Annotated in this window: 17 protein-coding genes and 1 pseudogene; 10 read left to right on the forward strand and 8 right to left on the reverse strand. The window is 64.1% G+C overall.

Annotated features, from left to right (window positions below; genetic code table 11):
- Positions 1-2 precede the first annotated feature (2 nt).
- From EJ069_RS16780 to EJ069_RS16805, 6 genes are all read left to right on the forward strand, one after another.
- Positions 3-1,469, forward strand: a complete 1,467-nt coding sequence (locus EJ069_RS16780; RefSeq protein ID WP_126062247.1) for an alpha-glucosidase/alpha-galactosidase — start codon at positions 3-5, stop codon at positions 1,467-1,469.
- 99 nt (positions 1,470-1,568) lie between these two features.
- A complete protein-coding gene (locus EJ069_RS16785) occupies positions 1,569-3,653 on the forward strand; it encodes an ABC transporter substrate-binding protein (protein ID WP_126062248.1) in 2,085 nt (694 codons plus the stop codon).
- Between the two features lie 112 nt (positions 3,654-3,765).
- On the forward strand, positions 3,766-4,773 hold the full coding sequence (locus EJ069_RS16790) for an ABC transporter permease (protein ID WP_126062249.1): 1,008 nt from the start codon (positions 3,766-3,768) through the stop codon (positions 4,771-4,773).
- Entirely contained in the window at positions 4,774-5,910 is a 1,137-nt protein-coding gene (locus tag EJ069_RS16795; protein WP_126062250.1) for an ABC transporter permease, read from the forward strand.
- A 10-nt stretch (positions 5,911-5,920) separates the two neighbouring features.
- On the forward strand, positions 5,921-7,591 hold the full coding sequence (locus EJ069_RS16800) for an ABC transporter ATP-binding protein (RefSeq protein ID WP_126062251.1): 1,671 nt from the start codon (positions 5,921-5,923) through the stop codon (positions 7,589-7,591).
- Between the two features lie 21 nt (positions 7,592-7,612).
- The gene (locus tag EJ069_RS16805) at positions 7,613-8,983 is read left to right on the forward strand and encodes an alpha-glucosidase/alpha-galactosidase (protein ID WP_126062252.1); all 1,371 of its coding nucleotides are present in this window, start codon (positions 7,613-7,615) and stop codon (positions 8,981-8,983) included.
- Positions 8,984-8,989: 6 nt separating this feature from the next.
- On the opposite strand, the pseudogene purD reads toward EJ069_RS16805, so the two are convergent.
- Both purD and EJ069_RS16815 read right to left on the reverse strand, forming a co-directional pair.
- Positions 8,990-10,265, reverse strand: a pseudogene (gene purD, locus EJ069_RS16810) (phosphoribosylamine--glycine ligase).
- A 154-nt stretch (positions 10,266-10,419) separates the two neighbouring features.
- Positions 10,420-11,214, reverse strand: coding sequence for a phytanoyl-CoA dioxygenase family protein (locus tag EJ069_RS16815; RefSeq protein ID WP_189475842.1), 795 nt, complete (start codon positions 11,212-11,214; stop codon positions 10,420-10,422).
- 90 nt (positions 11,215-11,304) lie between these two features.
- Between EJ069_RS16815 and EJ069_RS16820 the strand changes: the two genes are divergently transcribed.
- Both EJ069_RS16820 and ubiA read left to right on the forward strand, forming a co-directional pair.
- On the forward strand, positions 11,305-12,216 hold the full coding sequence (locus EJ069_RS16820; protein WP_126062254.1) for a LysR family transcriptional regulator: 912 nt from the start codon (positions 11,305-11,307) through the stop codon (positions 12,214-12,216).
- 66 nt (positions 12,217-12,282) lie between these two features.
- Positions 12,283-13,266, forward strand: a complete 984-nt coding sequence (ubiA, locus tag EJ069_RS16825) for a 4-hydroxybenzoate octaprenyltransferase (RefSeq protein WP_126064766.1) — start codon at positions 12,283-12,285, stop codon at positions 13,264-13,266.
- Between the two features lie 71 nt (positions 13,267-13,337).
- On the opposite strand, the gene EJ069_RS16830 is transcribed toward ubiA, so the two are convergent.
- The 4 genes from EJ069_RS16830 to EJ069_RS16845 all read right to left on the reverse strand — a co-directional run bounded on the left by EJ069_RS16830 (position 13,338) and on the right by EJ069_RS16845 (position 17,750).
- Positions 13,338-14,276: an IS110 family transposase gene (locus EJ069_RS16830; RefSeq protein WP_126059835.1), complete on the reverse strand. Its 939-nt coding sequence runs from the start codon at positions 14,274-14,276 to the stop codon at positions 13,338-13,340.
- A 304-nt stretch (positions 14,277-14,580) separates the two neighbouring features.
- Positions 14,581-15,147, reverse strand: coding sequence for a DUF6101 family protein (locus tag EJ069_RS16835; protein WP_126062255.1), 567 nt, complete (start codon positions 15,145-15,147; stop codon positions 14,581-14,583).
- A 185-nt stretch (positions 15,148-15,332) separates the two neighbouring features.
- Positions 15,333-16,766 (reverse strand): FAD-binding oxidoreductase, encoded by a 1,434-nt coding sequence (locus EJ069_RS16840; RefSeq protein ID WP_126062256.1) that lies wholly within the window; start codon positions 16,764-16,766, stop codon positions 15,333-15,335.
- Between the two features lie 21 nt (positions 16,767-16,787).
- Positions 16,788-17,750, reverse strand: coding sequence for an L-threonylcarbamoyladenylate synthase (locus tag EJ069_RS16845; protein ID WP_245456142.1), 963 nt, complete (start codon positions 17,748-17,750; stop codon positions 16,788-16,790).
- A 274-nt stretch (positions 17,751-18,024) separates the two neighbouring features.
- On the opposite strand from EJ069_RS16845, the gene EJ069_RS16850 reads away from it, so the two are divergent.
- Both EJ069_RS16850 and EJ069_RS16855 read left to right on the forward strand, forming a co-directional pair.
- A complete protein-coding gene (locus EJ069_RS16850) occupies positions 18,025-18,531 on the forward strand; it encodes a hypothetical protein (protein WP_189475845.1) in 507 nt (168 codons plus the stop codon).
- Positions 18,532-18,630: 99 nt separating this feature from the next.
- Positions 18,631-19,020, forward strand: coding sequence for a hypothetical protein (locus EJ069_RS16855; RefSeq protein WP_126062258.1), 390 nt, complete (start codon positions 18,631-18,633; stop codon positions 19,018-19,020).
- Positions 19,021-19,137: 117 nt separating this feature from the next.
- On the opposite strand, the gene EJ069_RS16860 is transcribed toward EJ069_RS16855, so the two are convergent.
- Entirely contained in the window at positions 19,138-19,398 is a 261-nt protein-coding gene (locus tag EJ069_RS16860) for an ATPase (protein ID WP_126062259.1), read from the reverse strand.
- Between the two features lie 221 nt (positions 19,399-19,619).
- The gene (gene glyS / locus EJ069_RS16865) at positions 19,620-21,899 is read right to left on the reverse strand and encodes a glycine--tRNA ligase subunit beta (RefSeq protein WP_126062260.1); all 2,280 of its coding nucleotides are present in this window, start codon (positions 21,897-21,899) and stop codon (positions 19,620-19,622) included.
- Positions 21,900-22,040: the final 141 nt, after the last annotated feature.

A 22,040-nucleotide genomic window follows, 5' to 3' on the forward strand; every position in this document is an offset into this window, starting at 1 on the left:
TGATGAGCTTCAAAATCGCTATTATCGGCGCCGGCAGCGTCGGCTTCACCAAGAAGCTGTTCACCGACATTCTGTGCGTGCCTGAATTCCAGGACATCGAATTCGCGCTGACCGACATCAGCGAGCACAATCTCGGGATGATCAAGGCGATCCTCGACCGGATCGTCGAGGCGAACAGCCTGCCGACCAAAGTGACGGCGACGACCAATCGCCGCGAGGCGCTGGAGGGCGCGCGCTACATCATCAGCTGCGTGCGCGTCGGCGGGCTGGAGGCCTATGCCGACGACATTCGCATCCCGCTGAAATATGGCATCGACCAGTGCGTCGGCGACACGATCTGCGCCGGCGGCATCCTCTACGGCCAGCGCAACATTCCAGTGATCCTCGACTTCTGCAAAGACATTCGCGAGGTCGCCGCGACCGGCGCGAAATTCCTCAACTATGCCAACCCGATGGCGATGAACACCTGGGCGGCGATCGAATATGGCAAGGTCGACACGGTCGGGCTCTGTCACGGCGTGCAGCACGGCGCCGAACAGATCGCCGAGGTGCTCGGCGCGAAATCGCCCAGAGAGCTCGACTATGTCTGCTCCGGCATCAACCACCAGACCTGGTTCATCGAGCTCAAGCTGAACGGCCGGCCGATCGGTAAGGACGAGCTCGTCGCCGCCTTCGAGGCGCATCCGGTCTATTCGAAGCAGGAGAAGCTCAGGATCGACGTGCTGAAGCGCTTCGGCGTCTATTCGACCGAAAGCAACGGGCATCTCTCCGAATATTTGCCCTGGTACCGCAAGCGCCCCGACGAGATCACGCGCTGGATCGACATGTCGGACTGGATCCATGGCGAGACGGGAGGGTATCTCCGCTACTCGACCGAAACCCGCAACTGGTTCGAGACGGAGTATCCGCAATTCCTCGAAGCGGCCTCGAAGCCGATCGATCCGGCCAAACGCTCCAATGAGCATGCCAGCCACATCCTCGAGGCGCTGGAGACCAACCGCGTCTATCGCGGCCACTTCAACGTCAAGAATAATGGCGTGATCACCAACCTGCCGCAGGACGCCATCATCGAATCGCCCGGCTTCGTCGACCGTTTCGGCATCAACATGGCGGCCGGGATCACGCTGCCGGAAGCCTGTGCGGCAACCTGCATGGCTTCGATCAACGTGCAGCGCATGTCGGTGCATGCGGCGATCGCCGGCGACATCGATCTCTTGAAGCTCGCCGTGCTGCACGATCCGCTGGTGGGTGCGGTGTCGACGCCGGAAGAGGTCTGGCAGATGGTGGACGAGATGGTGGTCGCTGAAGCCGCATGGCTGCCGCAATATGCGCACGCCGTTCCGGCGGCGAAGGAGCGGCTTTCGAAAGCACACGTCAAGACCCGCGAATGGGCGGGTGCCGCGCGGCGCAACGTGCGCTCGATCGAGGAACTACGCGCCGAAAAGGCGGCTCTGAAACAGGCCGGCTGAGGCCTAAAGGCAAGCAGGCCGGGTCGCAGGAGGCAGCTCGGCAAGAAATTCACAAGAGGCGGGCAGCAGCAGACGTCCAAAAACATCTGGGAGGAGACTATGAGGACTTTTCGTAGAACTGCCATTGCCGCCGGGCTGATGCTCGGCGTTTCAGTCCATGCGCTCAACGCCTTCGCTTCCGAGCCGACGATCCCGCCGCAGCCTGCGACATTCCCGGCCGAGGGCAAGATCCACTATGTGGCGCGCGACTCCATCCTGGAGTTCAAGGCGCTGCCCGAATATCACGAGCCGGACTGGGTGACCGAGAAATATGTCAAGACCGGCAAGCTGCCGCCGGTCAAGGACAGGCTGCCGAAGGAACCGCTGGTCTTCAAGACGGCCAACATGCCGGACGGCATCGGCGTCTATGGCGACACGATGCGCCATGTCATCGGCGGCCGGCCGGAAGGCTGGAACTACGGCGCGGGCCAAACGCAAGGCTGGGGCGGTATCGACATCGGGCTGTCCGAATGCCTGACGCGCACGGCGCCGCTGTTCCAGGTCGAGGCCAAGGACACCGAGCCGCTGCCCAACCTCGCCAAGAGCTGGGACTGGTCGAGCGACGGCCACAAGCTGACCATGCATCTGATCGAAGGCGCCAAATGGTCCGACGGCGCGCCCTTCAATGCCGACGACGTCATGTTCTACTGGGATGACGAGGTGGTCGATCCAAACGTCTCGCCGCTCAACGGCGCCACCCCGGAGACTTTCGGCGTCGGCACGACGCTGAAGAAGATCGACGACTACACTGTCGAGTGGACGTTCAAGGAGGCGTTCCCGCGGCAATATCTCTATGCCATGGCCTATGGCACTTTCTGCCCTGGCCCCTCGCACATCCTCAAGCCGCAGCACCCGAAATATTCGAAGAACACCTATGACCAGTTCAAGAACGCCTTCCCGCCGGAATATATGAACATGCCGGTGATGGGCGCCTGGGTGCCGGTCGAATACCGGCCGGACGACATCATCGTCATGCGCCGCAACCCCTATTATTGGAAGGTCGACGAGAAGGGCAACCAGCTGCCCTATCTCAACGAGCTGCACTACAAGCTCTCGACCTGGGCCGACCGCGACGTGCAGGCTGTTGCCGGCTCGGGCGATTTCTCCAACCTCGAACAGCCGGAGAACTTCGTCGCCTCGCTGAAGCGCGCGGCCGATAAGAACGCGCCGGCACGCCTCGCCTTCGGCCCGCGTCTCATCGGCTACAATCTGCGCATGAATTTTTCCGCCAATGGCTGGGGCAACCCGGACGAGCGCGGCCAGGCGATCCGCGAGCTCAACCGCAACGAGGACTTCCGCAAGGCCGTCACCATGGCGCTCGACCGCAAGGCGCTAGGCGACTCGCTGGTCAAGGGTCCGTTCACCGCCATCTATCCGGGCGGCTTCTCATCCGGCACCAGCTTCTATGACCGCAAGTCGACGGTCTACTATCCGTTCGACCTCGAAGGCGCAAAAGCATTGCTCGCCAAGGCCGGCCTCAAGGATACGGATGGCGACGGCATCGCGAACTTCCCGGCCGGCACCGCAGGCGGCAAGGATGTCGAGATCGTGATGCTGGTCAACAACGACTATACGACCGACAAGAGCCTTGCCGAAGGCGTGGTCGCGCAGATGGAGAAGCTCGGCCTCCGGGTCGTGCTCAACGGGCTCAACGGCACGCAGCGCGATGCCACGCAATATTCCGGCCGCTTCGACTGGCTGATCCGGCGAAACGAGACCGAGCTCACCTCCGTCGTTCAAAACACCGAGCAGCTGGCGCCGGTCGGCCCGAAGACCAGCTGGAACCATCGCGCGCCGGAAAGCGGCCAGGTCGACCTGATGCCGTTCGAGAAGGACCTCGTCGACATCGTCAACAAATTCGTGTCGACGCAGGACAACGACCAGCGTGCCGAGCTGATGCGAAAGTTCCAGAAGATCTCGACCGAGCATGTCTACAATGTCGGCCTGACGGAATATCCGGGCGCGCTGATCGTCAACAAGCGCTTCTCCAACATCCCCCAGGGCACGCCGATCTACATGTTCAACTGGGCCGAGGATTCGATCATCCGCGAGCGTGTGTTCGTCAAGGCGGACAAGCAGGCAAAATACGAATTGTTCCCCAACGAACTGCCCGGCAAGCCTGGCGATAAGGGACCGATGGATTAAGCTTTACCTCCCCTGACGAAGAGATGTTCGGCCGCGTTGCGGCGCGGCCGGACAAAGCAAATCCTCCAAACGCATCGAATGCGTGACCGGCCAGAAAGGAAGCAGACCGTCCATGTTGCGATTCCTGCTCATGCGCATCGCCTCGGCCGTTCCCGTCCTCGCCATTCTGAGCCTGGTCACCTTCGCCATCATCCAGGCGCCGCCTGGCGACTATGCCGACTACATCAAATCGCAGCTGATCAACCAGGGCGGGGCCTCCTATGCGCAGGCAGAGGCGCAGGCACAGGCCTATCGCGTCGAGCACGGCCTGGATAAGCCGTTGCCCGTCCAGTATCTCAACTGGATCGGCGGCATCATCACCCGCGGCGATTTCGGCTACAGCCTCTACTACAACAAGCCGGTGGCCGACGTCGTGGGCGAACGCCTGCCGCGCACGCTGCTGCTCGCGCTGGTCTGCCACCTGCTCGCCTCGGTGCTCGGCATAACCTTCGGCATATGGGCGGCGACAAGGCAGTATAGCTGGATCGACTCCACGCTCTCGGCGATCTCGTTCCTCGGGATGACGGTGCCGCGCTTCCTGATGGCGCTGATCATCGTCTATCTGCTGGTCTTCCAGTTCAACGTCTCGGAGATCGGCTCGTTCTTCTCGCCGCAATATGGCGGCGCGCCATGGTCGTGGGCGAAGTTCGTCGACCTGGTCAGGCATGTCTGGCCGGTGGTGGCGATCGCGACCTTCGGCGGCCTCGCCTACAACATGCGCGTCATGCGCGGCAATCTGCTCGACACACTGAACATGCAATATGTCGAGACGGCCAAGGCCAAGGGCTTGACCGGCGGCGCGGTCGTCATGCGGCATGCCGTGCCTAATGCGCTGCATCCGCTGGTCATGTATCAGGGCGTGGTGCTGCCCTATATGCTGACCGGCGAGATCGAGACGGCGATCATCTTCGCGCTGCCGACCGTCGGACCGGCCATCGTCGGTTCGATGGCGGTGGGGGACGTCTATGTGACCGCCACCTTCATGATGGTGCTCTCGGCGACGCTGATCGTCGGCAACATCATCGCCGACATGCTGCTGGTGCTGCTCGATCCCCGCATCCGCCAGTTCGGGGAGCGCTAGATGCTGGCGCGCGATCCCTCCCCGCCGCCGCCAGGCGAAGGCGTGGCCATCGCCGAGCCGGCGCATGGCAACGAAAGCTATATCGCGCTGGTCTGGCGGCGGCTGAAGCGCTCCTGGACCGGCATGGCCGGGCTCTTCCTGGTCGTGCTTCTGCTCGTCATGGCGGTGTTCGCGGATTTCATCGCACCCTCGGATCCGAAGGCGACCGATGTCGCCTTCGCGCCGCCGCAGGTGCCGGGCTTTCATGACAAGGACGGCAACTTCACCTTCCGGCCGAGGATCTATGCGCTGGCCGACTCGGCCGATCTCGATCCGGTTACCTTCCAGCCGATCGTCGGCCCCGACTACGACCACCCGCGCCTGCTCGGCTTCTTCGTCGAGGGCGCGCCCTACAGGCTGTTCGGGCTGATCCCGGCCGACCGGCACCTGTTCGGGTCGATGGACGGCCAGCCGGTGCATTTCCTCGGCACCGACAAGTTCGGCCGCGACGTGCTGTCGCGCGCCATCCACGGCTCGCGCGTCTCGTTGATGATCGCGCTGACGGTGGTCTTCATCATCACCGTTATCGGCACCACCGTCGGCATGGTTTCCGGCTATTTCGGCGGCAAGTTCGATATCTGGATGCAGCGCTTCGTCGAGCTGGTGCTCGCCTTCCCGCAGCTGCCGCTTTATCTCGCGCTGACGACATTGATCCCGGTCACCGCGCCGACCAATGTCTTCCTCGCCTTCGTCATCATCGTCATGTCGGCGCTGGGCTGGGCGCAGATGTCGCGCGAGGTGCGCGGCAAGACGCTGGCGCTGGCGCGGATCGACTATGTGCGCGCCGCCATGGCGGTCGGCGCCACCGACCGGCGCATCATCGTCCAGCACATTTTTCCCAATGTGATGAGCCATGTGATCGTCGCGGTGACGATCGCCATCCCGACGGTTGTGCTGCTCGAAGCCTTCCTCGGCTTCCTCGGCTTCGCGGTGAAGCCGCCGCTGATCTCCTGGGGGCTGATGCTGCAGGATACGGCGACCTATTCGGTCATCGGCACCTATCCGTGGATACTGTCGCCGGTCGGCTTCGTGCTGGTCACCGTGTTTGCCTTCAACGCGCTGGGCGACGGCCTGCGCGATGCCGTCGATCCTTATTGAGGTGGCCGGGATGACGACGATCGCGCTCGCGGAGAATTTCGCACCGGCCGTCCGGCTCGACCACGCCGCGCGCCATGAACAGCCCATCATCGATGCCCGCAACATCGAGGTCGCCTTCAAGGTCGAGCACGGCACCGTCGAGGCGGTGAAGGACGTCTCGTTCCAGCTCTATCGCGGCGAGACCATCGCCATTGTCGGCGAATCCGGTTCCGGCAAATCGGTGACCGCACGCACGGTCATGGGGTTGCTGTCGCGGCGGGCGACCGTGTCGCCACGCTCGAGCGTCGACTATCTCGGGCAGAACATCCTGAAATTCCCCGAGGCCGCCCGGCGCAAGCTGCGCGGCAATCGCATCTCGATGCTCTTCCAGGAACCGATGAGCTCGCTCAACCCGATCTACACAGTCGGCGGCCAGATCGTCGAAGCGATCCGGGTGCATCGCAAGGTGAGCCGCAGGGAGGCCTGGGCGCGGGCGCTCGAGCTTCTCAAGCATGTCCAGATTCCCGAACCGGAAGCGCGGCTCAAGCAGTATCCGCATCAGCTCTCCGGCGGGCAGCGGCAACGCGTGATGATCGCGATGGCCCTGGCCAACGACCCCGATGTGCTGATCGCCGACGAGCCGACCACCGCGCTCGACGTCACGGTGCAGGCGCAGATCCTCAACCTGATCCGCAATCTTCAGAAGGAGCTGAAGATGGCGGTGATCCTGATCACCCACGACCTCACCGTGGTGCGCAAATTCTCCGACTATGTCTATGTCACGCAGCATGGCGAGATGCGCGAGCACAATGTCACCGAGCGGCTCTTCGCCAATCCGCAGCATCCCTACACGCAGCGGCTGCTCGCCTCCGAACCGCATGGCCGGCCGCAGCCGTTGCCGGAGGGGTCCGGCCCAATCCTCGAGGCGAATGGCGTGCGCGTCTGCTTCATGCTGCGCCACGGCACGTTCCTCAAACCCGACTGGCGCGAGCTGGTCGCAGTCGACGATCTCGACCTGAAGCTCTGCCGCCACGAGACGCTGGGGCTGGTCGGCGAATCCGGCTCCGGCAAGACCACCTTCGGCCAGGCGCTGCTCAGGCTACAAGACGCCAAGCGCGGCGAGATCCGTTTCGACGGCCAGCCGATCGAGACGCTGTCGCGCGCCGAGATGCGGCCGCTGCGCTCGCGCATGCAGATCGTCTTCCAGGATCCGTTCTCCTCGCTCAATCCGCGCATGACGATCGGCCAGATCATCGAGGAAGGACTGGTCGTCAACAGGCTGGGAGCGACGCGGCGCGAACGGGTCGAGCGGGTGCGCGAGGCGCTGGTCAGCGCCGGCATGCCCGGCAACATCCTGTCGCGCTTTCCGCATGAATTCTCGGGCGGCCAGCGGCAGCGCATCGCGATCGCGCGCGCCATTGCGCTGGAGCCGGAATTCATCCTGCTCGACGAACCGACATCGGCGCTCGATCTTTCGGTCCAGGCGCAGATCATCGATCTGCTGCGCAAGCTGCAGGACGAGCGCGGCTTGAGCTACCTCTTCATCTCGCACGACCTCAAGGTGGTGCGGGCGCTGTGCCACCGCGTCATCGTCATGCAGCACGGCAGGATCGTCGAACAGGGACCTGTCGACGAGGTCCTTTCCAATCCCAAGACCGCCTACACCGAACGGCTCGTCAGGGCCGCTTTCGAGGTGGCGTAGACAAGGCCGGAGGCTTCAAAAGTGGCAAAGAATCCCAGGATCGCGTTCATCGGCGCCGGCTCGACGGTGTTCATGAAGAACATCGTCGGCGACGTGCTGCAGCGGCCGGCACTGTCGGGCGCTACGATCGCGCTGATGGACATCAATCCGCAGCGGCTGGAAGAAAGCGCCATCGTCGTCAACAAGCTGATCGCGACGCTCGGCGTCAAGGCGAAGGCCGAGACCTATTCGGACCAGCGCAAGGCGCTGAAAGGCGCCGACTTCGTCGTGGTCGCCTTCCAGATCGGCGGCTATGAGCCATGCACCGTCACCGATTTCGAGGTGCCGAAGAAATACGGCCTGCGCCAGACCATCGCCGACACGCTCGGCGTCGGCGGCATCATGCGGGGCCTGAGGACCGTGCCGCATCTGTGGAAGATCTGCGAGGACATGCTCGCCGTCTGCCCCGAGGCGATCATGCTGCAATATGTCAACCCGATGGCGATCAACACCTGGGCGATCGCAGAGAAATACCCCACGATCAAGCAGGTCGGGCTCTGCCATTCGGTGCAGGGTACGGCAATGGAGCTGGCGCACGACCTCGACCTTCCCTACGAGGAGATCCGCTATCGCTCGGCCGGCATCAACCACATGGCGTTCTATCTCAAATTCGAGCATCGCCAGCCGGACGGCAGCTATCGCGACCTTTATCCCGACCTCGTGCGCGCCTATCGCGAAGGCCGCGCGCCGAAGCCCGGCTGGAACCCGCGCTGCCCGAACAAGGTGCGCTACGAGATGCTGACGCGGCTCGGCTATTTCGTCACCGAAAGCTCGGAGCATTTCGCCGAATACACGCCCTATTTCATCAAGGACGGGCGTCCCGACCTGATCGAGAAATACGGCATTCCGTTGGATGAATATCCAAAACGTTGCATCGAGCAGATCGAGCGCTGGAAGGGCCAGGCTGAAGCCTATCGCTCGGCCGATCGCATCGAGGTCGAGCAGTCCAGGGAATATGCCTCCTCGATCATGAATTCGGTGTGGACCGGCGAGCCGTCGGTGATCTACGGCAATGTCCGCAACAATGGCTGCATCACCTCGCTGCCTTTCGGCTGCGCGGCGGAAGTGCCGTGCCTGGTCGACGCCTCCGGCATCCAGCCGACCTATATCGGCGACCTGCCGCCGCAGCTGACGGCGCTGATCCGCACCAACATCAATGTGCAGGAACTGACAGTGCGGGCGCTGATCAACGAGAACCGCGAGCACATCTACCACGCGGCGATGATGGACCCGCACACCGCCGCCGAGCTCGATCTCGACCAGATCTGGTCGCTAGTCGACGACCTGCTTGCCGCGCATGGCGACTGGCTGCCGGCCTGGGCGCGCGGCGGACGAAAGAGCGCGGCCGCCTGAGCTGGGTTACGCGCCGGTCTTCTCGCGCGCCACGGCCTGCCAGCCGATGTCGTGCCGGTAAAAGCCCTGCGGCCAGTCGATGTGCTCGATCGCCGCATAGGCCTTGGCCTGCGCCTCGCCGACGGCCTTGCCGAGCGCGGTTACGTTGAGCACGCGGCCGCCATTGGCGACCAGCGCGCCGCCATTGATGGCGGTGCCGGCGTGGAAAATCTGGGCGCCATCACGCTCGGCCTCGTCGAGGCCGCGGATGACCGAACCCTTTTCCGGCGTGCCGGGATAGCCCCTCGCGGCCATCACCACGGTCAGCGCCGTCTCGTCGCTCCAGCGGATCGACATATGCGCGAGTTGGCCGTCGACGGCGGCGTTGAGGAGGACGAGCAGGTCGTCCTTCAGCCGCATCATCAGCACCTGGCATTCGGGATCGCCGAAGCGGGTGTTGTATTCGATGAGCTTGGGGCCCTGGTCGGTGATCATCAGGCCGGCGAAGAGGATGCCGGCAAAAGGCGCGCCGAGATTGGCCATGCCGCGCATGGTCGGCTCGATGATCTCGCGCATGGTGCGCTCGGTCATTTCGGGCGTCATCACCGGCGCCGGCGAATAGGCGCCCATGCCGCCGGTGTTCGGCCCGGTATCGCCGTCGCCAACGCGCTTGTGGTCCTGCGCGGTGCCGAAGGGCAGCGCCGTGGCGCCGTCGCACAGACAGAAGAAGCTCGCCTCCTCGCCGGTATTCCTCGACCACGACCTCGGCGCCGGCGGCGCCGAAGGCACCGTCGAAACAGGCTTCCAGCGCGGCGTTCGCCTCATCGAGCGTCATGGCGATGGTGACGCCCTTGCCGGCCGCGAGCCCGTCGGCCTTGATGACGATCGGCGCGCCGGTCTTCTCGACATAGGCTTTCGCCGAGGCAAGGTCGTCGAAACGGCCATAGGCGGCGGTCGGGATGTTGAATTTGGCGCAAAGATCCTTGGTGAAGCCCTTCGAGCCCTCGAGCCTGGCCGCCGCTTTGGACGGACCGAAGACGCGGATGCCCCAGGCGCGCAGATCATCGGCGATGCCGGCGACCAACGGGCCTTCAGGGCCGACCACGACGAGGTCGATCTTCTTTTCCTGGCAGAAGGCGGCGACGGTGGAATGGTCGGCGACATCGAGCTTTACCAGTTCGGCGACACGGCCGATGCCCGGATTGCCAGGCGCGGCATAAAGCTTCGTCAGCAGCGGTGAGGCGGAGATCTTCCAGGCGAGCGCATGTTCGCGGCCACCCGAGCCGAGAAGAAGAACGTTCATGGCCACCTCTTGCTGATCGTCTCCCAGAACCCGCTATTGGTCCGCGGGCGGCGGGTCAAGGCGTCTTGGCATTTTGGCGGCAATTGCGCACGGGAAAGCAGGGCAAACGCCGGGGACTGTCGAAGCCGCCCCGTGGATGACGAAGCAGGGCCGCTCAGCTCTGATAGATAACGGGGAACCAGTCCTCGCGCAGCTTCTGGCCCGGCTTCATGTCGTGGCCGGGATAGGGCGGCGAGGTGCGGCCGGGGCGCTCGACATAATGCGCGTCGTCGCCGACCCAGCGCAGCGACAGCGCGCGGCGCCGCGCCGAGGTCATGTTGCCGCGCGCGCCATGGGCGGTGCGGAAATCGAACAGGATGGCGTCGCCCGGCTCCATCTCCCATTCGAGCACCTTCATCGACGGGTCGTTGTCGGGATCGGGCACCGGCAAATAGTCGCCCTCGCCGGCATAGAAATTTGCGTCGTTCAGCCAGCGCACCGGCAGCACCATCTTTTCCCATTTGTGCGAGCCGGCGATCAGCCGCAGCGTCGCTTCCTTCACCGGGTCGATCGGGATCCAGAAGCTCACCGTCTGGCTGCCGTCGACGAAGTAATAGGGAATGTCCTGGTGCCAGGGCGTCGGCTTCTGCGTGCCGGGCTCCTTGACCAGGACGTGGTCGTGGAAGAACTGGGCGCTGCGCGACTGCATGACGGCGGCCGCGAGTTCTGCCGCAGGCGATTCCCTGACGATCCTGACGAATTCCGGGATGCGCTCCCAATTGCAGTAGTCGTCGAAGAAGCTGCCCTTGCCGCCGGCGATGTCGGAGGCCGTGGCGCTCCGGTTCTGGATGTTGCGCTCGATGCCGTCGGCGATGACGTCGACCCAGTCCTTGAAGGCGCCCCGGATGCAGACCGCGCCGTCACGCTGGTAATCGGCAATCGTCGCGGCGTCGATCTTCGGGCTGGCCATCGTGCTCTCCTGCTTGTCGATGACCGACTATCGCAAGAGCCTCACATTACGTAAAATAATAACTTGTCATCCTGCTTATAGTTTTGACCTATGAAGTTCACACTCACGCAGTTGCGCTATGTCGTCGCCGTCGCCCGCCATGGCAGCGTCACCATGGCGGCCCAGGCGCTGAACGTGTCGCAGCCTTCGATCTCGGTGGCGATCGACCATGTCGAGGACGCGCTCGGCCAGAAGCTCTTCGTGCGCCAGCGGGGCAGCGGCGTTGCGCTGACATCTTTCGGCCGCAGGGCCGTCGCCAAGGCAAGGCAGGTGTTGGGCGAGGCGGACGAGCTGGCGGCGCTCGGATCGCGCGACGCCGATATCGGCGGCGAGCTGGTGCTCGGCTGCTTCGAGGACCTGGCGCCCTATTTCGCGCCGGCGCTGATGCGCGCCTTCGCAGAACGCTGCCCGGCCGTCACCGTCGTCATCGGCGACGAGACTTTCGAGACCCTGGGGCGGCGCCTGGCCGACAGCGCCGTCGATCTCGGCCTCACTTATGATCTCGGGCTTCCCGGGCATTTCAAGCGCATTCTCCTGCATGAATTGCGGCCGCACGCGCTTCTGCCGGCAGGCCACGTGCTGGCGGACAAGCATGCCGTCAGCCTGGCCGAGCTTGCGCAGCATCCGCTGATCACCACCGACCAGCCGCATAGCTGGCAGCATATGCTGGACCTCTTCCTCAGCCGCGGCCTGTCGCCGATCGCGCGGGCGACGACGAGCTCGTTCGAATTGCAGCGCTCCATGGTGGCCAACGGCTTCGGCGTCGCCGTCAGCTATACCAGGCCCCATGGCGACCGCAGCTATGACGGGCTGCCGCTGGTCTTAAAGCCGCTCTCAGATCCGCTGCCGATGCAGCGCATCATCCTGACGCATGACACACGCCAGCGCCTGTCGAAGGCGGCCACGGCCTTCATCGAGGTCGCCAAGGCATGGTTTGCCGGTCACGATGTTTTCACCGCCTGAGTTTTCGGCGCTTGAGCGACACCACGGCCGCTTGACGGCGCTGCCTGCTGCTGCCACTCCAGCGTGATGGAAACCGTCCAGTCGAAAGCGATCCAGGGCCGCGTCGCCGACGCGCCGAGCGGCCATTGGGTCTACCGGGTGCTGCCGCGCTGGCTGTGGCCTTACGCGCAGCTTGCGCGCTGGGACCGGCCGATCGGCTGGCAACTCCTGTTATGGCCCTGCTGGTGGTCGGCAGCGCTTGCCGCGGGCGCCTATCCGCGTCCGACCGACCCGCTGCTGACGCTGCTTCCGGCGCCCTGGTATCTGGTATTGTTCTTCATCGGCGCCGTCGCCATGCGCGGCGCCGGCTGCACCTATAACGATCTCGCCGACGAGGACATCGACAACCAGGTCGAGCGCACCCGCTCGCGGCCGCTGCCGGCCGGCAAGGTGACGCGCCGCCAGGCCTGGATCTTCGTCATTATCCAGGCGCTGGTGGGCCTGGCCGTGCTCTTGCAGTTCAACAGCTTCGCCATTCCGCTCGGCATCGCTTCGCTCGTGATCGTCGCGGTCTATCCGTTCATGAAGCGCATCACCAACTGGCCGCAATTCGTGCTGGGCTTAGCCTTCTCCTGGGGCGCGCTGATGGGCTGGGCGGTCGAGTTCGGCGACATCGATGGCCCGGCAATCATGCTCTATATCGGCTCGATCCTGTGGGTGATCGGCTACGACACGATCTACGCGCATCAGGACAAGGAAGACGACGCCATCGTCGGCGTGCGCTCGACGGCGCGGCTGTTCGGCGACAACACCAAGATGTGGCTTAGCGGGCTCTATGGCGGCGCGCTGATCTGCTTCGCCATCGCCTTCGCCTCGGCGCAGGTGCCGATCGTGGCGCTGGCGGGACTGATCGCCGCCGGCGCGCATATGGGGCGCCAGATCATCCGGCTCGACATCAACAATCCGGACCAGTGCCTGAAGCTATTCAAGTCGAACAACCAGGTCGGCTGGCTGATCTTCCTGGGGCTGATCGGCGGTTCGGTTTGGATATGGCTGAAGCCGCTGGTGTAGCGGGGCTCCCCCTTCTCCCCTTGTGGGAGAAGGTGTCGCCGAAGGCGACGGATGAGCGACTATCTGAGGTGTCAAGTTGCATTTGCGAACTGTTTGCGCGCGTCGCGTGCTTTTGCATTGAGGATGACGAGCAGCTTCCTGGCGAGCGCAATGCGAATGACCATCTTTTCCTTTCCAGCCGCCTGCAACCGTTGCTTGAAGGCGGCGAGATGGGGATCATATTTGGCAACGATGCTGGCAACGAGGAAGAGGACGCCTCGCGGCCCGGCGCGGCCACCGCGCACCGCTCTTCGGCCGCTGCGCTTACCGCTGTCATTGGCGATCGGAGCCAGGCCAGCCAGCTTAGCGATGGCCCTGTTGGAGACGATGCCGATCTCAGGCAGTTGCGCCATCAGCCGTGGCACGGTGCGAGAGGCCACGCCCTTGAGCGAGCGAAAGGCCCGGTCGAGGCATGCCCACAACGGATCATCGTCGATGAGCGAAGCGATCTCACCCTCGAGCCTGCGGCTCTGGCGTGTGAGCAGCGCGATCACCTCATCAAGGCTGGCGACGGTCTCGGCGTCGAGGGCAGCACTCTTGCGCTGCTTTTGAACGGTGAGATCGCCAGTCACCTGGGAAAGCCGGGCAACCAACGCCTTGAGCCGCAGTTGGGCCGCATTTGGTGGCGGCATCGCCTTGAGCTGCTTGACCGCGCCATAGCGGGCGATCATGGCGGCATCGATCTTGTCGGTCTTTTCCAGGAAGCCCATCGCCTCGGCGAAGTAGCGCACACTGCGGGCATTGGCCAAGCCACAGCATACGCCCAACTCCCACAGCAGCAGGAAGGCCAGTCGTTCATAGCCGCCGCTAGCCTCCATCACGACAAGCTCGACGTCGTGGCTCTGACACCAGGCGGCCAGATCGGCGATGCCTGCCGCATCATTGCCGAAGCGGCCCACCGCCCCGCTCGGCTCGACATGGGCATCGAGCCATCCTTTCGAAACATCCACTCCACATATGATCTTGTTCACGGTAACCTGCCTTGTGCGTGCGATTGGAGCCAAGCGACTATTCGGTCGTGCGTGACGAAGGCGAAGATCCCAGGCTCATCCACGGTTGTGACCGGAGGGGTGTCGGGCGACTTCGCCAAGCCTCGTATCGGATGGCCGTCCGGTTCGAGGCTCAGTCGCTTTCCTTGCACAAATCTCTGTCCGTGCAGATACAAGGGGTGTTCCACGGAAAGCCAGCGTCTCTCTCCGCTGGAACACCCCTCATCCGTCTCGGCGCTGCGCGCCGATCCACCTTCTCCCACAAGGGGAGAAGGAAAAATCGCTGCTACTCCCTTGCAATGATCTCCTGGCCGTCGATGACGAGCCTCAGGCCCAGATTGCCGGCCTTGCGGCGGGCGAGGAAGCGCGGGCGGCGTGTGGTGGAGACGCGGCCCTTGCGGCGCTCCTGCGGCGGCAGCGCCTTGATGGCGGCGCCGAGCGATTCTTCCAGCGTACGGGCGATGCCGTCGGCCTCGATCAGCAGCATCGGCAGGCGATAGGCATCGGCCCAGGCGCGCCAGTCGGCGGCGACATCCTCGAGATCGTCGGCGACCAGCAGCGGCACCGACAGCATCGGATCATTGTGCAGGAGCTCGAGCGTCACGGTGACGTTGCCGTCCGCATCCTCCATGGCGCGGGCGGCCACGCCGCGGAACGCCTTGGCGGGCAGCGCGATGATCGCCGGCAAGCCGCTCATCTCCAGCATGCGGCGGATGACGGCGCCACGCTGGTCGATGGTGAAGGTCACATCGCCATAGTCGTCGCGGGTGGCATAGCTCACCATCTGCGGCAGGCGAAACGGGTCGAGACGCATGTTGCGCCCGGCCCAGACTGGCTTCAGTCCAGTGTTCATCGATGTCTTCCCTGTTACTCCTGAGGGCCGTTTTCCGGTTCTCTCAGGGCCGGTTTTTCCGGCCTCGTTATGGGAAGAAATGTTAGCGCTGGCTTCTTACCGGCGCGCTTAAGAAAGTCGGTTAAATTTTGCTGATCGGAGCCGATGGTTATCGGAATGCGACCGCCCACCAGATATGGGAAGGATCAGATAACCTTACCGGGATTCATGATGCCTGCGGGATCGAAGGCGGCCTTCACCCGGCGCATCAGGTCGATCGCCATCGGCGGCGCCGTGGCGATGAGCTCGTCGCGCTTCAACTGACCTATGCCGTGCTCGGCCGAGATCGAGCCGTGGAAGGAGCGCACGACATCATGCACGGCCTTGTTCATCGGGTGGTAGAGCTCGAGAAACGGCTCGTCCTGCCAGTCCACCGGGCGCGAGATGTTGTAGTGAAGATTGCCGTCGCCCATATGGCCGAAGCAGACCACGCGCGCGCCGGGGCAGACGCCTTCCACCACGCCGGCCGCCTTATCTATGAAGTCGGGGATCGAGGCGATCGGCACGGAGATGTCGTGCTTGATCGAGGCGCCCTCGGGCTTCTGGCATTCGGGCAGCGTCTCGCGGAAATTCCAGAAGGCGTCGCCCTGGGCCAGGCTTGCCGACACCACCGCGTCGCCAACGATGCCTTGCTCAAGGCCGGCTGACAGGACCTCCTCGATCAGCGCCTTGCCGTCCTCTTCGGAACGGCCGGACGAGATCTGCATCAGCACATACCATGGCCAGTCGTCGGCCAGCGGCCGCGTGATGCCTTGCCCGTGCTTCAGCGTGAAATCGTAAGGCCTTCTGGCGATCAGCTCGAAAGCTGTGAGCGAAGCGCCGGCGCGGTCCATCGCCAAAGTGAACAGCGAAAGCGCGTCTTTCGGGGACGATGGCAGGCCGACAAAGGCGACCTCCCTGCCCTTCGGCTTCGGGAACAGTTTCAGCACCGCGGCGGTGATGACGCCGAGCGTGCCTTCGGCGCCGACGAAGAGGTTCTTCAGATCGTAGCCGGTGTTGTCCTTCTTCAATTTGCGCAGATCGTCGAAAACCTCGCCGGTCGGCAGCACCACCTCGACGCCGAGGCAGAGCTCGCGCGCATTGCCATAGGCAAGCACGCCCGTGCCGCCGGCATTGGAGGACAGATTGCCGCCGATCTGGCAGGAGCCTTGCGCGGCGAGCGAGAGCGGAAACAGCCGATCGGCGGCGTCGGCCGCCTCCTGCAGCGTTTGCAGGATGACGCCGGCTTCGGCCGTCACGGTATTCGACAAGACATCGATCTCGCGGATGCGGTTCAGCCGCGACAGCGATAGCACGATGTCGTGGCCGGATTTGTCCGGCACCTGGGCGCCGACCAGCCCGGTGTTGCCGCTCTGCGGCACGATCGGCGTGCCGGTCTCGGTCGCAAGCCGCATGATGCGGCTCACTTCCTCGACACTGCCGGGCCTCAGCACCAGCGATGTGCGGCCATGCCAGAGGCTGCGCCGCTCGGTGATGTAAGGCGCGATGTCGGCCTGATCGCGCAAGGCATATTTGTCGCCGACGATTGCCGCGAAGCGGTCGATGACGGCAGGGTCGAGGTCGAAGGGCTGATCGTTCATGGCGGCAAGAACCTATGGCGCTCAGGCCTGCTTGTCACGGGGGGCAGCGGCGCGCGCGAGCCGGTCGTTGATCGCCTCGCCCAGCCCCTCGAAAGGGATCGGCTCGACGGCGATGGTCGCGGCGCCGACGCGGTCAAGCGCCTGCATGGCGGCAAAAAGGTTGCTGGCCGCCTCGCGCAGGTCGCCGGTCTCTGAGAGATTGCGCATAGCCGCCGCATCCTGCCAGCCCTCGGCGCGGTTACGGCCGAAGGCAAGCAATGCCTCGCCCCTCACGATCTGTTGAACATTGAGCCGCATCGCCGCGCCCGGCGCGTAATGCGAGGCAAGCATGCCTGGCGCCTCGATGCCGGCAGCGCCGCGCACCAGTTTCGCGCCGGCCGCGGCCTCGATCTCCTCGGCGCCGATGCCGCCCGGCCTGAGCAGCCGCAACTTGCCGTCCTCGACCTTGAGGATGGTCGATTCCAGGCCAACGGGGGTCGCGCCGCCATCCACGACCAGTTTGATCCTGTCGCCGAGATCGGCGGCGACCGCCTGCGCCGTCGTGCCGGAAATCCTGCCCGAGGAATTGGCGCTGGGAGCGGCGAGCGGCCGGCCAAGCCGCGCGATCAGCTCACCGCCGAACCCACGCGGCATGCGCAACGCGATCGTGTCCAGCCCCGCGGTGACCAACGGATGGATGCCGTTGTCGGCGCGCTGCGGCAGCACCAGCGTCAGCGGGCCGGGCCAGAAGGCTTGCGCGAGTTTCGCCGAGAGCGGGTCGAAGCCGGCGATGCGGTCCGCCATCGCGCGATCGGCGACATGGGCGATCAGCGGGTTGAAGCGCGGCCGGCCCTTGGCCTCGAAAATGCGCGCCACGGCGACGCCGTTGGTGGCATCGCCAGCCAGGCCGTAAACCGTCTCGGTCGGGATCGCGACAACGTCACCGGCTTGCAGCAACGCCAAAGCCCGCTCAAGCGCCTCGCCAACCGCCAATATCTCAGCCAAATTTGCCACCAGTCCTGATGCATGTTGCCCAAAAGTGTGCAGCGGTTTTGGGACAACAACATGCATGAAACAAAACCTAAAGCGCGTCGATTGAATCCGTTTCAACGCGACGCGCTTCAGACATGCCGGTCCCGTAATACGACGGCTTCCATCGGGCAAGGGCGGGCATTGGCGATTTATCAATCCCTAAAATGTTAAGTTTCCCGGCAAGCCGGCTTCAATTTGCCTGCCTTAAGGTGCGGGCCGGTGTAGTTGCGGGCTGGGGAGTTTTGTAATGCGTTTGTTCGGAGCGTTCGGCATCGGCCTTTTAGCGATGAACGGTGCGGCGCATGCGTCGTCGATCGTCGTGCTCGGCGTCTCGACCTCAACGCCTTCGGTGGTCAGGCTGGAAGCGATCGATCCGGCCAAGCTGTCGGCGCTCTCCGCGCCATCGATGATTGCGCTGGGCGACCCCGTGCCCGCCGTCACCGACGAAAAGGTCGCGGCTATTCCCGAAAGGTTCGGGCATCAGCCAGCGCCTATGATCATCCGCGGCGGCATCGTCGGCGGCGCCTTCGCAACGCCCGCGGCGACCGCGGCGGCGAAGCCCACGGCACCGGCAACAACAACCGCGGCCGCACCGGCAAACGGCACTTCGCCGGCAACGCCTGCCAACGGCACAGCGTCTGCTTCGAACGGCAACGGCAAAACCGGCGACAAACCGGCCGCGACGGCCAACGCGCAGCCACAGGCGCAGCCGTCAAATGGCCAGCCCCTGCCGCGCGTCGGCAAGGCGATGTAGATCACACTGGAAACCGCTTCGATGTGCTAACCGCTCGGCTCTGTCCGATTCCCGTCATCCGGATCGGGCACTATCGCGCTGGCGTTCAATGGGGGTTTCATGACCGTTTCGAAAGCAATGGCCGTTGCCGGATTGGTGGCGGCGGCGACACTGGTCGCGGGTTCGGCGCGAGCCGACGACATGCTCGGCTCTTACGTCGCGCGGATTTCCGATCGCGATCATCGCGCCAGCGACGGCTATCCGCTGAGCAGCGCGGCGCAGATGGTGCGGCAAGACCGCGCCAACTGGCACAAGTTCCATCGGCGCGACAGCGACGATCAGGGCGATCCCTGGTTCCGCAGCGACGGCTCGCGCGCCGACCTGCAGCGCATGCTGGAACGCGGCGGCGCCATGAGCAGCGCAACGAGGCGCGCCATCGTCAATGGCGAACCGCTGATCGAGGTGGATGTCTACTCCGACAGCGTGCGGGTCAGCATCGTGGAAGATTGAGGCCTCAATCTTCCTGATTGACGGGGCCATTCTTCCTGGCAGCCTGATCAGGCTGGCCTGACGAAAGGGGCGACGCGAAACGCGCCGCCCTTCATTCTTCAAACGACTGCAGACGACTCAGGCCGCTTCTTCCTTGTCATCGTCTTCGTCGGCATCGTCTTCATCTTCGTCGCCGTCTTCATCCTCGTCATCGCCCGAGGCCTTGGCTTCTTCTTCTTCTTCTTCGTCGCCGTCTTCGTCCTCGTCGTCCTCGGACATGTCGGCGGCTTCGACCGCCGCGGCGGCAGCATGGTCGAGGATGTCGTCGGAAGCGGGTTCGACGGCCTCGGCGGCGGCCGGGGTCTCTTCAATCAGGTCGATATCGTCAACGGGATTCATGGCATGCCTCCGTGGTTTGGGGAACGTCTTTTGTCTGATGCATGTCGTTGTCCCGGAACCGCTGCGCTTCCGGGCGACATGCATCGGTTCTCCCACGCGGAGGTCATCGCCGTATGACTGTAAGCCGGCTCCGGCGCATTAAATTTCGGGCGCAGAATTGTTGAAGCCTGCCCGCATCCTACCGGATGCGGGCAGGTCCAAATGATCGATTTTTCGAGCCGTCAGCCGACGATTTTTGAGAAATCCGCGACCTGGTCGGTGGCAGCGCGGATGCGGGCAAGCAGCGCCAGGCGGTTGGCGCGCACGGCCTGGTCCTCATCATTCACGAGAACGCCTTCAAAGAATGAATCAACCGGTTCGCGCAACACGCTAAGCGCCAGCATGGCGGCGGAAAAATCTTCGTTTTGAATTGCTTGGCCGGCTTCCTTCTCGGCCTGATTCACCGCGGCATAGAGCTTCTTTTCCGCGTCTTCGCGGAACAGAGCCGGCTCAACGGTCTCGGCCACGGCCGTTCTCTTCTTCTCCTCGGCGGCCAGGATATTGGCGGCGCGCTTGGTGCCGGCGAGCAGGTTCTTGCCCTCGTCGGTTTCGAGCAAGGAGCCCAGCGCCTCGACGCGGCGCACGATCTGCAGGAGATCGTCCGACTGCGGCGTGATGACGGCGTCGATCAGATCGTGCCGCGCGCCCTGGTCACGCAGGTAGACTTTCAGGCGATCGTGGAAGAAGGCGAGAAGATCGAGCGCACCTTCATCAATATGTCGCCCCTCCACCACTCTGTTGACCGACATTGCAACGTCACTGCCAACCAATGATATGGTGCTTTGATCGGACCCCGCTTTGACTTTTTCCAAGCGCTCGCGAGTGGCGACATGCGCTTCCTGTCGTCTCAACTGGCGAAAGTGAGTCGACGTAACGGTAGCTAGTTCAAGCCTCGTCCCGTTTTCCACTACGATTCTGATCACCCCCAGCGCAGCTCTTCTGAGGGCAAAGGGATCCTTCGACCCTGTAGGCTTTTCATCAATCGCCCAAAAGCCCGTCAGCGTGTCGAGCTTGTCGGCGAGCGCCACCGCTACCGAGACCGGATCGGTCGGCACGCGGTCGGACGGACCCTGCGGCTTGTAATGCTCCTCGGCGGCGGCCGCGACCGAGGGATTCTCCCCCTGCAGCAACGCGTATTTGCGGCCCATGGCGCCCTGCAATTCAGGGAACTCGCCGACCACCTCGGTCTGCAGATCGGCCTTGGCGAGCACGGCTGCGCGGGCGACGAGCGCTGCATCGGCGCCGACGACCGGGGCAAGCTCTATCGCCAACTTCTTGATACGCTCAACCCTCTCTCCCTGCGTGCCGAGCTTGGCGTGGAAGGTGACGTTCAGATGATCGAGGCGCGCCATGCGCTGGTCGAGCGGCTTCATCAAATCGAGGCCGAACCTTGCCGCCGAATCCGCGAGCTGATCGAGATCCGGCAGGTCGCTCTGGTCGGTCTTCCAGAAATAGAGCGCGTCGGACAGGCGCGCCCGCACCACCTTGCCGTTGCCATAGGCGATCTCCTTGCCGCCATCGTTCGCCTCGATGTTGGCGACCAGGATGAAGCGGTTCGAGAGATCCTCGCCCGCGCCCTGCGGCCGGGTGACGAAGCATTTCTGGTTGGCGCGGATGGTGAGGCGGATGACCTCGCCCGGAATGGTGAGGAAATCCTGCTCGAATTCGCCCATCAGCACGACCGGCCATTCGACCAGGCCGGAGACTTCCTCCAGCAGGCCATCGTCCTCGACGAGATCAAGTCCGTTGGCGAAGGCGAGATTGCGGGCGTCGTGCAGGATGATCTCCTTGCGCCGGTCGGCATCGAGCACGACCTTGGCCGCTTCGAGCTTCGCCACATAGTCGTCGAAGCGGCGCACGGTGATCGGGCCCGGCGCATGGAAGCGATGGCCATAGGTGACGTTGCCGGCGCGGATGCCGTCGATCTCGAAATCGACCACGACCGGCTCCTCTGTCTCCGGACCGAAGGTGCAGACGATCGACTGCAGCGGCCGCACCCAGCGCAGCGAGCCGGGCTTGGCTGAGGCCGGCCCCCAGCGCATCGATTTCGGCCAGGGGAAGCTTTTGATGATGCCCGGCACCAGCTCCGCGATGATCTCTTCGGCCGCCCTGCCCGGCTTCGAGATATGGGCGACGTAGAAGTCGCCCTTCTTCGGGTCGGAATGGACATGCGCCTCGGCGATCGACGAAAGCCCGGCCTTGCGCAGGAAGCCTTGCACCGACTGCTCGGGTGCCGTCGTCGAGGGACCCTTGATCTCCTCGCGGATGTCCTTGGAGCGCGCCGTCAAGCCGCGGATGTCGAGCGCCAGGCGTCGCGGCGTCCAATATTCGCGCGCCGCCTCATAGGTGAGACCCGCCTCGACCAGACCGTCGGTCAGCATCTTCCTGAGGTCGCCGGCAGCCTTGCGCTGCATGCGGGCGGGAATCTCTTCCGAGCGAAGTTCTAGCAGTAGGTCAGGCATGATTAGGCTCCCACCCTCCCCTTGGTGGGGAGGGCCGGCGCGTCAGCGCCGTCACGAATGGGCGGGAAATAGCAACTCGGCCGGCCGCTGTCACCCCGCTAGGAGATCGCCTCTTCAAGCGATTTCACGGAATTTTTCAGC

It is taken from the genome of Mesorhizobium sp. M2A.F.Ca.ET.043.05.1.1, from assembly GCF_003952445.1.
Classification (GTDB): domain Bacteria; phylum Pseudomonadota; class Alphaproteobacteria; order Rhizobiales; family Rhizobiaceae; genus Mesorhizobium.

Coding starts and splice junctions, on each gene's coding strand:
- EJ069_RS16780 (WP_126062247.1), top strand. CDS start 3: ATGAGCTTCAAAATCGCTATTATCGGCGCCGGCAGCGTCGGCTTCACC.
- EJ069_RS16785 (WP_126062248.1), top strand. CDS start 1,569: ATGAGGACTTTTCGTAGAACTGCCATTGCCGCCGGGCTGATGCTCGGC.
- EJ069_RS16790 (WP_126062249.1), top strand. CDS start 3,766: ATGTTGCGATTCCTGCTCATGCGCATCGCCTCGGCCGTTCCCGTCCTC.
- EJ069_RS16795 (WP_126062250.1), top strand. CDS start 4,774: ATGCTGGCGCGCGATCCCTCCCCGCCGCCGCCAGGCGAAGGCGTGGCC.
- EJ069_RS16800 (WP_126062251.1), top strand. CDS start 5,921: ATGACGACGATCGCGCTCGCGGAGAATTTCGCACCGGCCGTCCGGCTC.
- EJ069_RS16815 (WP_189475842.1), bottom strand. CDS start 11,214: ATGGCCAGCCCGAAGATCGACGCCGCGACGATTGCCGATTACCAGCGT.
- EJ069_RS16820 (WP_126062254.1), top strand. CDS start 11,305: ATGAAGTTCACACTCACGCAGTTGCGCTATGTCGTCGCCGTCGCCCGC.
- ubiA (WP_126064766.1), top strand. CDS start 12,283: ATGGAAACCGTCCAGTCGAAAGCGATCCAGGGCCGCGTCGCCGACGCG.
- EJ069_RS16835 (WP_126062255.1), bottom strand. CDS start 15,147: ATGAACACTGGACTGAAGCCAGTCTGGGCCGGGCGCAACATGCGTCTC.
- EJ069_RS16840 (WP_126062256.1), bottom strand. CDS start 16,766: ATGAACGATCAGCCCTTCGACCTCGACCCTGCCGTCATCGACCGCTTC.
- EJ069_RS16850 (WP_189475845.1), top strand. CDS start 18,025: ATGCGTTTGTTCGGAGCGTTCGGCATCGGCCTTTTAGCGATGAACGGT.
- EJ069_RS16855 (WP_126062258.1), top strand. CDS start 18,631: ATGACCGTTTCGAAAGCAATGGCCGTTGCCGGATTGGTGGCGGCGGCG.
- EJ069_RS16860 (WP_126062259.1), bottom strand. CDS start 19,398: ATGAATCCCGTTGACGATATCGACCTGATTGAAGAGACCCCGGCCGCC.
- glyS (WP_126062260.1), bottom strand. CDS start 21,899: ATGCCTGACCTACTGCTAGAACTTCGCTCGGAAGAGATTCCCGCCCGC.